Source organism: Euzebyella saccharophila, assembly GCF_014855495.1.
GTDB classification, from domain to species: domain Bacteria; phylum Bacteroidota; class Bacteroidia; order Flavobacteriales; family Flavobacteriaceae; genus Euzebyella; species Euzebyella saccharophila.
This window is the reverse complement of the sequence record NZ_JACYFJ010000002.1, coordinates 607,802-620,332: the sequence shown is the minus strand read 5'-3', so window position 1 is coordinate 620,332 and position 12,531 is coordinate 607,802. Positions and strand designations below refer to the sequence as shown.

The 12,531-nt window shown below is 39.8% G+C and carries 15 protein-coding genes; 9 read left to right on the top strand and 6 right to left on the bottom strand.

Translation table 11 applies throughout. The features are described from left to right. Positions 1 to 21: 21 nt before the first annotated feature. Both IL355_RS09250 and IL355_RS09245 read right to left on the bottom strand, forming a co-directional pair. Positions 22 to 351, bottom strand: coding sequence for a PadR family transcriptional regulator (locus IL355_RS09250; RefSeq protein WP_187456035.1), 330 nt, complete (start codon positions 349 to 351; stop codon positions 22 to 24). Between the two features lie 174 nt (positions 352 to 525). Continuing rightward, positions 526 to 1,008: a DUF4870 domain-containing protein gene (locus IL355_RS09245; RefSeq protein ID WP_192461874.1), complete on the bottom strand. Its 483-nt coding sequence runs from the start codon at positions 1,006 to 1,008 to the stop codon at positions 526 to 528. 133 nt (positions 1,009 to 1,141) lie between these two features. Here IL355_RS09245 and IL355_RS09240 point away from each other — a divergent pair, with 133 nt between their 5' ends. The 3 genes from IL355_RS09240 to IL355_RS09230 all read left to right on the top strand — a co-directional run bounded on the left by IL355_RS09240 (position 1,142) and on the right by IL355_RS09230 (position 3,031). Continuing rightward, positions 1,142 to 1,603, top strand: a complete 462-nt coding sequence (locus IL355_RS09240) for a DUF4442 domain-containing protein (RefSeq protein WP_192461873.1) — start codon at positions 1,142 to 1,144, stop codon at positions 1,601 to 1,603. A 67-nt stretch (positions 1,604 to 1,670) separates the two neighbouring features. Further along, entirely contained in the window at positions 1,671 to 2,468 is a 798-nt protein-coding gene (locus tag IL355_RS09235) for a TIGR00266 family protein (protein WP_192461872.1), read from the top strand. Positions 2,469 to 2,611: 143 nt separating this feature from the next. Beyond that, on the top strand, positions 2,612 to 3,031 hold the full coding sequence (locus tag IL355_RS09230; protein WP_192461871.1) for a response regulator: 420 nt from the start codon (positions 2,612 to 2,614) through the stop codon (positions 3,029 to 3,031). Between the two features lie 8 nt (positions 3,032 to 3,039). Here IL355_RS09230 and IL355_RS09225 read toward each other — a convergent pair whose 3' ends face one another. Then, on the bottom strand, positions 3,040 to 4,602 hold the full coding sequence (locus IL355_RS09225) for a M81 family metallopeptidase (protein WP_192461870.1): 1,563 nt from the start codon (positions 4,600 to 4,602) through the stop codon (positions 3,040 to 3,042). 161 nt (positions 4,603 to 4,763) lie between these two features. Between IL355_RS09225 and IL355_RS09220 the strand changes: the two genes are divergently transcribed. From IL355_RS09220 to nudK, 3 genes are read left to right on the top strand one after another with little or no spacing between them, the layout of a single operon-like run. Further along, positions 4,764 to 6,464, top strand: a complete 1,701-nt coding sequence (locus tag IL355_RS09220) for a GMC oxidoreductase (protein ID WP_192461869.1) — start codon at positions 4,764 to 4,766, stop codon at positions 6,462 to 6,464. A gap of 3 nt (positions 6,465 to 6,467) precedes the next feature. Then, on the top strand, positions 6,468 to 7,061 hold the full coding sequence (locus IL355_RS09215) for a gluconate 2-dehydrogenase subunit 3 family protein (RefSeq protein WP_192461868.1): 594 nt from the start codon (positions 6,468 to 6,470) through the stop codon (positions 7,059 to 7,061). A gap of 9 nt (positions 7,062 to 7,070) precedes the next feature. Continuing rightward, on the top strand, positions 7,071 to 7,667 hold the full coding sequence (gene nudK, locus IL355_RS09210; RefSeq protein ID WP_192461867.1) for a GDP-mannose pyrophosphatase NudK: 597 nt from the start codon (positions 7,071 to 7,073) through the stop codon (positions 7,665 to 7,667). Here nudK and IL355_RS09205 read toward each other — a convergent pair. After that, positions 7,664 to 8,932, bottom strand: coding sequence for a D-alanyl-D-alanine carboxypeptidase/D-alanyl-D-alanine-endopeptidase (locus IL355_RS09205; protein ID WP_192461866.1), 1,269 nt, complete (start codon positions 8,930 to 8,932; stop codon positions 7,664 to 7,666). The two genes, nudK and IL355_RS09205, sit on opposite strands and share 4 nt — an antisense overlap. Before the next feature lie 150 nt (positions 8,933 to 9,082). On the opposite strand from IL355_RS09205, the gene IL355_RS09200 reads away from it, so the two are divergent. Continuing rightward, positions 9,083 to 9,280: a hypothetical protein gene (locus IL355_RS09200; protein WP_192461865.1), complete on the top strand. Its 198-nt coding sequence runs from the start codon at positions 9,083 to 9,085 to the stop codon at positions 9,278 to 9,280. A gap of 52 nt (positions 9,281 to 9,332) precedes the next feature. On the opposite strand, the gene IL355_RS09195 is transcribed toward IL355_RS09200, so the two are convergent. Then, positions 9,333 to 10,271 carry a LysR substrate-binding domain-containing protein gene (locus tag IL355_RS09195; protein ID WP_192461864.1) on the bottom strand — a complete coding sequence of 313 codons (939 nt, stop codon included), beginning with the start codon at positions 10,269 to 10,271 and terminating at the stop codon, positions 9,333 to 9,335. 107 nt (positions 10,272 to 10,378) lie between these two features. Here IL355_RS09195 and IL355_RS09190 point away from each other — a divergent pair, with 107 nt between their 5' ends. Then, positions 10,379 to 10,858 carry a Dps family protein gene (locus tag IL355_RS09190; protein WP_187455853.1) on the top strand — a complete coding sequence of 160 codons (480 nt, stop codon included), beginning with the start codon at positions 10,379 to 10,381 and terminating at the stop codon, positions 10,856 to 10,858. Positions 10,859 to 10,980: 122 nt separating this feature from the next. After that, the gene (locus IL355_RS09185) at positions 10,981 to 12,036 is read left to right on the top strand and encodes an NAD(P)-dependent alcohol dehydrogenase (protein WP_192461863.1); all 1,056 of its coding nucleotides are present in this window, start codon (positions 10,981 to 10,983) and stop codon (positions 12,034 to 12,036) included. A gap of 38 nt (positions 12,037 to 12,074) precedes the next feature. Here IL355_RS09185 and IL355_RS09180 read toward each other — a convergent pair whose 3' ends face one another. Further along, complete coding sequence (locus IL355_RS09180; RefSeq protein WP_192461862.1) at positions 12,075 to 12,434, bottom strand: TfoX/Sxy family protein; 360 nt, start codon at positions 12,432 to 12,434, stop codon at positions 12,075 to 12,077. Between the last annotated feature and the right edge of the window lie 97 nt (positions 12,435 to 12,531).

The following is a 12,531-nucleotide window of genomic DNA, read 5'->3' as shown; positions in this document are numbered from 1 at the left end:
GTTGGCCTTTTTTCTTTTAAATTATTTGTTGCTGGTTACCAAATTGGTGGCGGTTCTAAGCTCGTCCCAAGTGGCATCAAGTTCTTTTAGAAAAAGTTTGCCGGTCTCTGTTAGGGCGTAGTATTTTCTTGGTGGGCCAGAGGTAGACTCTTCCCATCTATAGCTCAATAGTCCCGCATTTTTCAATCGGGTCAGTAGGGGGTAAATAGTACCCTCCACTACGAGCATTTTTGCGTCTTTTAGGGTTTGAAGTATCTCAGAGGCATACTTGTCCTTTCCATTAAGAATGGACAGGATGCAGTACTCCAAAACCCCTTTGCGCATCTGCGCTTTTGTATTCTCTACATTCATAATTTCGTTTCGCTTTTTATGCAGTTCCTTCGCATTGGGGGAACGCGTTTTTTCTGTAAATGTCTTCTGCATGGGTTGACTGTTCGTTTTTTGATCGATGAATAAACATTCTGATGATGATTGATTGATGAATAAACTCTACTAGGATTAAGGGCTGATGAGACCCTGGTATTTCTATTTGATAAATTTTATGGACAGCGGATACTCAAAATAATGTCCTTCATTGGTTTTGATGGTTGCTAGAATGCTATAAACCACATTTAGTAAGAATAAAGCCGCTTGCACTAAACCGGCTAGGCTTAATGGAATGAGCCATGAACCAAAGTGAAAATTGTCGGGATTTAGCTGAATCGAAAAGTTGTTATAATTGTTCAGCCTATCGAAACCAAAGAGACCAAAGTCAAAAATATCAGGAAAGAATCCAATGAAAAACGGTATACTAATAGCTGCTAAAATAACCGAGTATAACAAAAGGCTAATTTGAAAATTAAGGGCCTGCTTTCCGTTGTAGTCTACAAACTCATATTCATTTTTATTGGCGGTCCATAATACCAATGGAATGATAAAGTTGCCAAAGGGAACCACAAACTTCGAAAAGGTAGAAGCATGTATGATGGCCGATAAATTTCGTTCGTGTTTGGTGATTGTACTTTCCATGACTTAGTAATTTCTTATGCAAATATATTTCTAAAAAAAGGTACTATGCAAAACAAAGTACTAAAATTTAAGAATTAATTAACAATTTGAAATTCGGTTATTTTGCATATTTTTGAGGAAAACCTTAATGAATATGGGCGTTACCGCACAAAAGTTTAATCAATTCACTTTTTTAAAGTTACCTGCCGCTTGGTGGACAGGAGTTCGTGTTAAATCGATAAATGAGGGTAGCTGCGTGGTTACCGTCAAACATTCGTGGCGTAATCAGAACCCTTTCAAGAGTATGTTTTGGGCCGTGCAGGGTATGGCGGCGGAGCTCAGTACGGGGGCCATGGTCATCAATCAAATTCGCCAAAGCGGAAAAAAAATAAGCATGTTGGTAGCCAATAATAATGCGAACTTCTCTAAAAAAGCCACAGGAAGAATCACCTTTACCTGTAATGATGGGCATTTGATAAAAGAGGCCATTGATAAAACGGTAGCGACTGGAGAAGGGCAAACCTTTTGGATGAAATCTGTGGGGGTAAATGAAGATGGGATAGTGGTATCTACTTTTAATTTTGAATGGACGGTAAAGGTGAAGAGTTCGAAATAAGAATTTTTTTGTAACAAACCGGCTCTTTTAGACTACTAATAGGCATCATAATAAATCAATCAAAAAAATGAATGCACACGAAATAGATTACCAGATTTACGGCGAAGAGATGCAATACGTTGAAATTGAACTCGACCCTCAAGAAGCAGTGGTTGCCGAAGCCGGAAGCTTTATGATGATGGATTCCGATATAAAAATGGATACCATTTTTGGAGATGGTTCCAATCAAGAAAAAGGAGTTTTAGGAAAGATTTTTTCCGCCGGAAAGCGAATTCTAACCGGAGAAAGTCTTTTTATGACGGCTTTTTTAAACGTTGGAATGGGGAAAAAACAAGTGAGTTTTGCATCGCCTTATCCCGGTAAAATAGTACCCATTGATCTTTCCGAAAAAAATGGAAAATTTATCTGTCAGAAAGATGCTTTTTTATGTGCCGCTAAAGGTGTTTCAGTTGGTATTGAATTTTCAAGAAAGTTAGGTCGTGGGCTTTTTGGAGGTGAAGGTTTCATCATGCAAAAACTGGAAGGGGATGGTCTTGCCTTTGTCCATGCAGGCGGTACCTTGGCCAAAAAAGTATTGGCACCCGGTGAAGTACTCAAAGTAGATACCGGTTGTATCGTTGGTTTCTCTCAAGAAGTGGATTACGACATTGAATTTGTAGGTGGGATCAAAAATACGGTATTTGGCGGCGAAGGGCTATTTTTTGCCACTTTACGTGGTCCCGGAACCGTTTATATACAATCCTTGCCTTTCAGCCGTTTGGCAGGTAGGGTACTGGCTTCTATTCCCCGTGGTGGAAAAGACAAAGGCGAAGGTAGTATTTTAGGCACCCTTGGAGATATTGTAGGTGGCGATAACCGATTTTAAGGAGTTATAAGGGCTATGTATAAACTTAAAATGTGTTGTAACTTATTTAATTAAGTATTTAATTACCTCTTTTACCTATATTTACCGGCAAACACACTAACCATTATGCCCCTAAAATTAGTTTTGTTAGAACTTGAATGCTTATGGATTCTAAACAAGTAGCCAAAGCCCCCTTGGTTGTTTGGGTCATTGATGATGATTTTGTTTCCCTTTTTGCCACTCGCTATGGTATTGAGCAGTGGAATGGAAACTGTCATGTGGTTGATTTTGATAATGCCGAAACGGCTCTAGGAATATACTCGGATTCTCTTGATAATGAGGAAGAAAAGCCCGACATCATTCTTTTGGATTTGATTATGCCCGGTATGGATGGCTGGACGTTTCTCGCGAATTTTGATAAAATGACAAAGGGAAAATCTTCCACAGATGTTTACATTCTTTCGGCCTTTACCAATTCTAAAGACCGAAAGAAAGCAAAAGAACACCCTTCCGTAAAAGGGCATTTTGATAAGCCTTTATCCAAACCACTATTGGAAGAGACTTTTAATGCCAATTATCTTTAATAAGGTTTTTATTGGTTGGCCAACGGAATTAACTGTGCCTTTAGATTAGGAGTCTCCATGTCCGCATCCAACGGGAACATAGGTCTCTTAATATTTTGGTAGCCTAATCTTTCCAAATCTTGGTCTACTCCACCAGGAGTGAGGGCCATGATCCAATCACTTCGCATGTCGTATAGCTCAGGTACCAAATAACCAATTTTCACCACTACAATATCCGAGTTTTCCGGGTCGAGCTGTAAATCCGTAAAATCCTTTTTATGGTGGTAAGGCTTTCGTTTTTTTGTCACAATAACATGGATGCTACCCACCTTTACGACCACTTCAACTTCTGCATCTCGGTCACCTTCCTTGATTGCGGTAATGGTACCCTCCAATTCAATAGGAGGGGCAAACCGGTCATCAACCTGGGCACCTACCATTCCCTTCACTCTTTTACCAACACCAACTACCAACGCCTTTTCGATTAAGTCAGGTCCGGGTAAAGAAGCATAAATAGTGGAGGGGCCGTTTTCTTTTTTAAACTCCGGTCTTTTTAATAACTCATTTAAGGTCCATGTAACATCGCCCGCGCCACCAGCAGTTGGGTTGTCGCCCATATCACTTATCATAAATGGCTTTTTGTTACTTGAAAGTGCTTTTGCAAGACTCTCGTCCAAAGTGGCAGTAGGGGCTACAAACTCAAACTGATTGCGTACTTCCCAGAAAGAATTGGCCAAATATTCGGCTCCTTTTTTAACAGCTTCTTCATCATCTCCATACGTCATGACAACCGCATGGTTTCTGAGTTCGTCTGCCCAAGCATAACCGATCCAAATTGCGGCATCAATAACTCCATCTTCATCAGCAACGTCCGGTACTTTTGCATACAGACTCTTTCCTGGTTCTATGCGGGTACTTGTTTTTTCGCCTGGAAGTAAAATAGGAACTGGAACATACGCTTTGTAGGCCGGTTTGCCCTTACCACTTTCCAAACGATCCAATAAATTGGTAATCGCCCTTTGTTTGGATTCCAGGGCATCTTCATGAGGGGCCATTCTATAGCAGGTAATTAAATCGGAATGTTTGGCAAGATCATAGGAAACATTTCCATGAAGATCCATGGAGGTAGAAATCATGACTTCTGGCCCTACAACTTCTCGAATTCTTTTGATGAGGTCTCCCTCTGCATCAGGAATACCTTGAACACTCATGGCGCCGTGTATATCAAAAAACAATCCGTCATAAGGTGCATTTGCCTCAAGCATCTTTAAGGTTTTTTCTACCAAGGACTCGTAGGCCTCGCGGGTTACAATCCCTCCGGGTATTGATTTTCCCAATACGGTGGGTATCCATTCGGCCCTTTGGCGAATACTAGTGGTATCCGCAAAAAAATGATAGCGTCCAAAAATGGAATCTCCAATACGCGCATGAAAGGCGGCCTCATCCGTCGTAGCTGGTGAAAAAGTACTGGATTCGATACCTATTCCCGCAATGGCCACCCGGGGAAGTTTGTCTTTTGTTTTTTTATCGGCGGGACTATTACATCCAAAAAGAAAGGATAATACCGAAAATAGAGCAATAAATTTTTTCATTAGAAATTTTTGTTTGGTTTAGTTTGGAGCAGTAAAAGGTACAACTTTTGGAATCTTTAGCATCTTGAGAAGGGAGAAGTACAAGACTTTTTGATATATCGTATTTTTTTGTGGACTCCTTGAAATATCCCTATCTTGGGAGGGTAAATTTTAAATTATTTATGGCCAATTATAATATTGATGCGAAAAAGGAAATGACCTATGATGCCATTGTCATAGGGTCTGGAATTAGCGGTGGATGGGCAGCCAAAGAACTTTGTGAAAAAGGATTAAAAACCTTGGTGTTGGAACGTGGCCCTTTAGTGGAACACGTTATAGATTATCCTACCATGAACTTGGATCCATGGGATATGGACTATAGGGGCGGACTCACCCCTGAACAGAAAAAAAAGCACTACAAAAATATACGTTCTGGCTGGGTAGGTCAGGATACAGAGCACTTCTGGGCAGATGATGAATCAAATCCATATACTGAAGAAAAGCCATTTCTTTGGCTGAGAGGGCATCAAATGGGTGGAAAATCCTTGTTATGGGGAAAACAAACCTATCGATGGAGCGATTTGGATTTTGAGGCCAATGCCAAAGATGGCCATGGAATAGATTGGCCCATTAGATATAAGGATTTAGAATCTTGGTATACGTATGTGGAAAAATTTGCGGGAATTAGCGGAGAGGCCTTGGGACTTCCGCAATTGCCAGACAGCCATTTTTTACCTCCAATGGAACTTAACTGTGTTGAGAAACACGTAAAGTCTAGAATTGAAAAGAACTTTCCCGGACGAAACATGACCATAGGGCGTGTAGCCCACTTAACACAACCGCATAATGGAAGAGGGCAATGCCAGTATAGGAACAGATGTAGCCGTGGATGTCCGTTTGGTGCATATTTTAGTAGTAATGCAGTTACCTTGCCAGCCGCCAATGCAACCGGAAATCTTACCATTAGGCCTTTCTCGATTGTACAATCGGTTATATATGATGACAAAAAAGGAAAAGCGACAGGCGTGAGAATTATTGATGCGGAAACAAGCGAGGATATGGAGTTTTCCGCTAAAATTATCTTCGTAAACGCTTCCGCACTCAGTACCGCCCATATTTTAATGAACTCCGTTTCCGATAGATTTGAAAACGGTTTAGGAAATGATAGCGGCGAATTGGGTCATAACCTAATGGACCATACCTATAGGGTTGGGGCCATTGGAAAAGTGGAAGGCTTTGAAGATACCTATTATAAAGGCCGAAGACCCAACGGAATTTACATTCCCCGCTATTGGAATATTGATGAAAACAGTAAATCGGACAAATTTTTAAGAGGATTTGGTTATCAGGGAGGAGCCTACAGAGGCGGGAATGCTGCCAATAAGGAAGAGTTTGGAGCCGACTTTAAAGACGAACTTCTAAAACCAGGTCCGTGGGAGTTTTTCATTACCGGTTTTGCCGAATGCTTGCCTTACCATGAGAACAAAATTTCCCTTAATAAGGATGTATTGGATAAGTGGGGCCAACCAACGCTTACCATTGATGCGGAATTTAAGGAGAACGAAAAGGCACTCAATAAACAAATCCAGGAAGATGCCGTGGAAATGCTGGAAAAGGCAGGCGTCAAGGATGTCTTAGGTTTTGATAAGGAGCATCCCCCAGGATATGGTGTACATGAAATGGGAACGGCCAGAATGGGTCGTGATCCAAAAACCTCCGTGTTAAATGAATTTAACCAGGTACATGGTGCCAAGAATGTTTTTGTAACGGATGGAGCTTGTATGACATCATCATCATGCGTGAACCCTTCACTTACTTATATGGCGATTACGGCCCGGGCGGCAGACCATGCGGTATCAGAATTGAAAAAAATGAATTTATAGGTTATGAATAGGAGAAAAGCATTAAAAAGAACGGGTTTGTTGGCAGGAGCTACAGTGATGGCTCCGTCTTTATTTTCATTGTTTCAAGCTTGTAAAGAGGAAAAAAGAGTAGACTGGCAGCCTGAGTTTTTCACGCAGGATGAAGCGGTAACCATTGCATCACTTTTAGATACCATTCTGCCTAGAACCCAAACTCCGGGAGCTCTAGATGTTAAAGCGGATATATTTATTGACAAGGTGATAGCGCATACCTATGATGAAGAAGGTCAAAAATCGATGAGAGCGGATATTGCCACTTTTAACCAACAAAGTAACAAAGCGTATGGCTCTAATTTTGCAGATTTGAATAACGAGAACAAAATTGCTTTTCTGAAGGAACAAGAGGCCAACTCTGGGAAATTCAATCCTGGAATATGGGGAACCACCGTTGGTGACCAACAACCTATAGGATTTTACAGGTCAATGAAATCAATGGCTATTTGGGCCTATACCACCTCCGAAGAAATTGGCGAAAATGTGTTGAGTTATGACCCTGTCCCAGGGGTATATGAACCTTGTAAACCCCTATCTGAAGTGGGGAATAAATGGAGTTTGTAAAAAGCCTAGATGAACAATTCCCGAATAAAGAATATCACCAAGGAAGTACTATCGGACAACTGGTATACCTTAAATAAATACACGTACGATTATCAAAAAGACGACGGTTCGTGGGAGACCCAAGAGCGTGAAGCATACGACCGGGGTAACGGAGCTGCTATTTTATTATATAACAAAAAGAAAGGCTCCGTAGTATTGACCAAACAGTTCAGGATGCCTACGTACGTGAACGGTAATGAAGACGGTATGATGGTGGAAGTATGTGCAGGACTGTTGGACGGATTGAACCCGGAAGAATGCGTAAAAAAAGAGGTAGAAGAAGAAACCGGATATCAAATAGATAAGGTTAGGAAGGTCTTTGAGAGTTATATGTCTCCAGGGTCGGTAACGGAAATACTTCATTTTTTCGTAGGCGAATACGAAGCCGGAATGAAAGTGAACGAGGGCGGCGGTGCGGCAGATGAAACCGAAAATATTGAAGTTCTGGAGATGCCTTTTACAACAGCTATGACGATGATTTCAAATGGTGAAATCAAAGACTCCAAATCCATTATGCTTTTGCAATATGCACAAATACATGGACTTGTAGAGAGCCAACAACACTAATAAGTGTCTCTAACGGTTTCTAGAATCGTCTGCATACGTTTTTTTATTTCAGAGGAAGGCTTCCTGAAATGATTGTTCATAAAGCTGAAAATTAGGGTCTTTCCAGATTTTGTTTTTATAAAGCCGCTCAGGCAATGGTTATTGCTCAAACTTCCGGTTTTGGCGTAAACATAAGGTTCTGGGTCGCCAGGATACCATCTTTTTAAAGTTCCGGAAGCTCCCCCAGCTGGAAAGAAGCTTAAAAGTCGCTCCCTTTCTATGTCCCTGTACATTTCATGTAAAACATGAACAATTGATTTTGGGCTGATGAGGTTATATCTTGAAAGGCCGGAACCATCTACCCAGCGAGGTTCTTGCTTCAAATCATTTAAAAAATTTTCCAGCACATATTTTTGAGCCTTATGGATGCTGAGTGTATCAGATAGGGTGGAAGAGGCTAATATAAGTAGTTGGTCGGCAATAAAATTATCGCTAACATGCATCATCCGCTTTAACACCGTGTCCTTGGGCATGCTATAAAAAACTGATTTTGGGCCCACAGGAAAATCATCACTTAGTACAATGTCCTTTCCCAGCTCAGATTCCAGAATAGATTTGGAAAGCATTTCACTGGTTCTAAAAGGTACTTCTAAAGTGTCTTTCCTATTGGAGTCAAAGTAGAAGATATTTTTTTCCTGCTCTCGGTTATCACGAGAATTAATAGCTAGAATACTATCCTTAAAAATGGAAGGCTGAACCTTAGGTTCTGTACTATTGGTCATCGTTAAGACATTTCCGTAAAGCGGTAAAGCGCTTCGCTCAACTTGATAATAATATTGGTAATCGCCCCACGACCAACCAGGGCCTAATTTTTCATCCCTAAGATTGTTCATTTTAAATTTAAGATTAGGCTGACCTTTTAGAAATTCCAATACTTTGTCACTATTGAAATAAGGATGCAGTAGGGTAGGATCACCGGTACCTTGAATGTACGTAGTATCATTTTCTTTGATGTACGTGAATGCCGGAATACTGTCCGGAAGCATTTTTAATGAAGCGTATAGGCTAAATATTTTAGTGTTGCTTGCTGGTATAAAATATTTCTCGCTATCGTAGTCCAATAGGGTGTCATTGGTGGAGGGGTCAATAATAAGCATGCCGGTAAAATGATTATCGTAAAACTCCGTTTGTAATAATTCTTTAGACGTTTTGTTAATGATCTTGGAACTACTGGCACAAGCCGAAAGTAAAACGATAAGTAGGATGGAAAGAAATATTCTATTCATATGAATTTGCTTGGTGTACCAAAAATAGGGTATTTAACAAGAAATTAGCTAAGATTTAACAGCGGAATTACACTAAAAAAGGACGTTTAATGTTTAACTTTAGGTTGACTAAAAAAGTCCCCAAAGAACAATTAACTAAATAAAAAGTCAATGGCAAAAGGTATGCTTGAGTACACTAAAACTGTATTGAAAAAAGTTAGTTTCGATTCTAGGTTATTTTTGAAAGAGCTTAAAAAGGCAGTAGAGAGATTGTTGCCAGAAGAAGTGGAAGAGCTTAAATTATGGTTACAGCAATACTTAACTGATAAGCCAGAATTACAACAAAGTTTAATTTATCTAAAAGCATAAAACTAACCGCCCTCCAAATCTGGAGGGCGGTTTGCTTTTGTATATTTCAAGTCTATTTATTTAAAGGGCTTACTATTTTTACGTCTTGAAAGGCAATGGCGCCTCTCACAATGCCTAAAATTACGTCTCGTAATGCTTCTGTAATTTGAATTTTTAATTCGCTTTTGTGGTAGATAAGACTCACTTCCCTAGCAGGAGAAGGGGCTTCAAAGTATTTCAATTTTTCTTTTTTCTGCTCGTCCAATTCCAAAGTATTAAGGTAGGGAAGTAAGGTCATTCCCAAATCCTCATCAGCTAAATTGACCAAGGTTTCAAAACTTCCACTCTGTAACCTAAAATGTTCTTCCTGAAAATTTCTAGGTGCCTTGCAAAGATTGATTACTCCATCCCTAAAACAATGACCGTCTTGCAATAGAAGAACATCTTGTATATCCAAATCTTCGGGTTTAAGTTTTGGTTGCTGATAAAGCCTATGACCGGGAGGAACATAGCCCACAAAAGGTTCATAGTACAAGGGGCGCTCCTTTAGGTATTCAATTTCCAAAGGCGTGGCTGCTATTCCTGCATCCAAATGACCGTCTTGAAGATTTTTAATGAGATTTTCCGTGCTTTGTTCCTTAATAATAAGGTTGACCTTTGGATACCTTTTTATAAAGGTCTTAAGAAACATGGGCAGTAGGGTGGGCATTACAGTGGGTATAATACCCAGCGTATAATCCCCGCCAATAAATCCTTTTTCTTGGTCTACAATGTCCTGAATACGGTTGGCCTCGTTGACAATATTCTTGGCTTGGTTAACAATTTTTTTTCCCACCTCAGTAATGGTAATCGGTTTTTTGCTTCGGTCAAAAATGAGTATATCAAGTTCATCCTCCAATTTTTGGACCTGCATACTCAGAGTAGGTTGGGTAACAAAGCTCTTTTGTGCAGCCAAGGTAAAATTTTTATGTTCTGCGACCGCCAAAACATATTGCAATTGCGTTATTGTCATTGTAAATAAATTAAAGCGATAAAGTTATAAAAACTATCAATAAAACTTATTATTTAAGCCTCTGATATTTTATAATTTTATGGTGTAATCAAAAATATAGAAACGAAATGAAATTGAATAGCATAGGATTAAGTGAAAAAGATTCTAAAACAGTAAGCGAGGATTTGAATGAGCTTTTGGCCAATTTTCAAAGGTATTATCAGAATTTAAGAGGAATCCATTGGAATGTTAAAGGGAAGCGTTTTTTTGAGCTTCACCCAAAATTCGAGGAGCTTTATGATGACGCCAATGAAAAGGTAGACATGATTGCCGAGCGTATTTTAACTTTGGGAGGCGTACCACTACATACCTTTGAAGACTATATAAAAACATCAAAGGTTCCTGTGGGAAAGAATGTCTCCAATGATGAGGACTCCATTAGATTGATAGTGGATTCCCTAAAGGAATTATTGGTCATTGAACGTCGTATTTTAGATGCTACGGATAAATCCGGGGATGAAGGTACCAATGCCATGATGAGCGATTTTATCACAGAACAGGAGAAAACGGTTTGGATGATGAAAGCATGGTTGGCCGAGGAAATTTAATGCACTAAAGTTTAAAGATTTGCTCAAGCCCCGCCATCTGGTGGGGCTTTGTGTTCAATAATTAACTGTATTGAACAAATAGTGAATTTTTTAATAAGCTAGATTGAGCTAAAATTAAATGTATGTCAAAAGAAACTAAAGCATATGCTGCCTCATCAAAAGAAGCAGATTTAGAACCATTCGAAATTAATAGAAGAAAACCTACTGCAGAAGACGTTGAAATTGAGATATTGTATTGTGGCGTTTGCCATAGCGATTTGCATCAAGTTCGAAATGACTGGAAGAACTCTAAATATCCGGTAGTGCCTGGACATGAAATTATTGGAAAAGTAGTGTCAGTAGGTGAAAACGTAGAAAATTTTAAAGCAAATGATTTGGTTGGGGTTGGTTGTATGGTCGACTCTTGCCAGACATGCAGTGCTTGCGAGGATGATTTAGAACAGTATTGCGAAAATGGTGCTGTGATGACTTATAATGGACCGGACAAGCATCTGGACGGACATACTTTTGGTGGCTATTCCGAAAAAATAGTGGTAGACCAAAATTTTGTACTTCATATACCTCCAAATCTGGATCCCAAGGCAGCTGCACCTTTGCTTTGCGCCGGAATTACTACTTGGTCTCCTTTGTCTCACTGGAATGTTAAAAAAGGAGATAAGGTTGGCGTGATCGGTCTGGGAGGATTGGGCCACATGGGTATCAAATTTGCCCATGCCATGGGAGCACATACCGTAATGATAACCACCTCTCCCAATAAAAGTGAGGACGCAAAAAAACTGGGGGCAGATGAGGTTTTAATTTCTAAAGATGAGCAACAAATGAAAGAACACGCCGGTTCCTTTGATTTCTTATTGAACACTATTCCGGTGGGACATGATATGAACCCCTATGTATCCCTTTTAAAAAGAGATGCGACGATGGTGCTTGTTGGAGCTGTAGAACCTCTTGAGTCATTGCATGGTGGCGGAATTATTATGGGAAGAAAGAGAATTGCGGGTTCTATGATCGGTGGTATTAAAGAGACCCAAGAAATGCTCGATTTTTGCGGGGAGAACGATGTAGTCTCTGAGATTGAAATGATTAATATCCAGAATATTAATGAAGCCTATGATAGATTGGTGAAGTCAGATGTGAAATACCGATTTGTAATTGATATGCAATCATTAAAAGATAGCTGATATCTATAAAGAACCCTTCTTAACGGAAGGGTTTTTTCTTATCTCATTTTACTTTTCTTGGCGAGAGGATTATAATCCAAACAAGGCTGAACCCACTCTTCCAAATCTTTTTCGGTATCCAATCCTTCGGCAGAAACAAAAACAAAGCCTTTCATCGCACGTCCGGTAAAGTTCATTTTAGAACAATGTGGCTTTTGTAGGGCACTCTCATAATTTTCGGGTCCTACGCGGCACATCAATAGGGACGTATCAGCATATTTATCGCTCATGAGACCGAAGCACATTTTCTCATCGACCATAAAACAAAGTCCGCCCATCATTTTCTTTTCTTCAAAATAGATGGATTTTTCCCTTAATAAATTCCGTAGCCTATCGGCCATATAATTATCGTACGCCATATACTTAAAGCTAACTTAAATCTTTGTTCAAAGCAACAAGTTTATGGTTTGCATCAATGATAAGTTAGAAATGGTCCTACATTTCGCTGAACTAAAA

Bases quoted from the DNA above. Each gene is read 5' to 3' on its own strand.
- IL355_RS09250 (WP_187456035.1), bottom strand. From the start codon at position 351: ATGAATGTAGAGAATACAAAAGCGCAGATGCGCAAAGGGGTTTTGGAG.
- IL355_RS09245 (WP_192461874.1), bottom strand. From the start codon at position 1,008: ATGGAAAGTACAATCACCAAACACGAACGAAATTTATCGGCCATCATA.
- IL355_RS09240 (WP_192461873.1), top strand. From the start codon at position 1,142: ATGGGCGTTACCGCACAAAAGTTTAATCAATTCACTTTTTTAAAGTTA.
- IL355_RS09235 (WP_192461872.1), top strand. From the start codon at position 1,671: ATGAATGCACACGAAATAGATTACCAGATTTACGGCGAAGAGATGCAA.
- IL355_RS09230 (WP_192461871.1), top strand. From the start codon at position 2,612: ATGGATTCTAAACAAGTAGCCAAAGCCCCCTTGGTTGTTTGGGTCATT.
- IL355_RS09225 (WP_192461870.1), bottom strand. From the start codon at position 4,602: ATGAAAAAATTTATTGCTCTATTTTCGGTATTATCCTTTCTTTTTGGA.
- IL355_RS09220 (WP_192461869.1), top strand. From the start codon at position 4,764: ATGGCCAATTATAATATTGATGCGAAAAAGGAAATGACCTATGATGCC.
- IL355_RS09215 (WP_192461868.1), top strand. From the start codon at position 6,468: ATGAATAGGAGAAAAGCATTAAAAAGAACGGGTTTGTTGGCAGGAGCT.
- nudK (WP_192461867.1), top strand. From the start codon at position 7,071: ATGAACAATTCCCGAATAAAGAATATCACCAAGGAAGTACTATCGGAC.
- IL355_RS09205 (WP_192461866.1), bottom strand. From the start codon at position 8,932: ATGAATAGAATATTTCTTTCCATCCTACTTATCGTTTTACTTTCGGCT.
- IL355_RS09200 (WP_192461865.1), top strand. From the start codon at position 9,083: ATGGCAAAAGGTATGCTTGAGTACACTAAAACTGTATTGAAAAAAGTT.
- IL355_RS09195 (WP_192461864.1), bottom strand. From the start codon at position 10,271: ATGACAATAACGCAATTGCAATATGTTTTGGCGGTCGCAGAACATAAA.
- IL355_RS09190 (WP_187455853.1), top strand. From the start codon at position 10,379: ATGAAATTGAATAGCATAGGATTAAGTGAAAAAGATTCTAAAACAGTA.
- IL355_RS09185 (WP_192461863.1), top strand. From the start codon at position 10,981: ATGTCAAAAGAAACTAAAGCATATGCTGCCTCATCAAAAGAAGCAGAT.
- IL355_RS09180 (WP_192461862.1), bottom strand. From the start codon at position 12,434: ATGGCGTACGATAATTATATGGCCGATAGGCTACGGAATTTATTAAGG.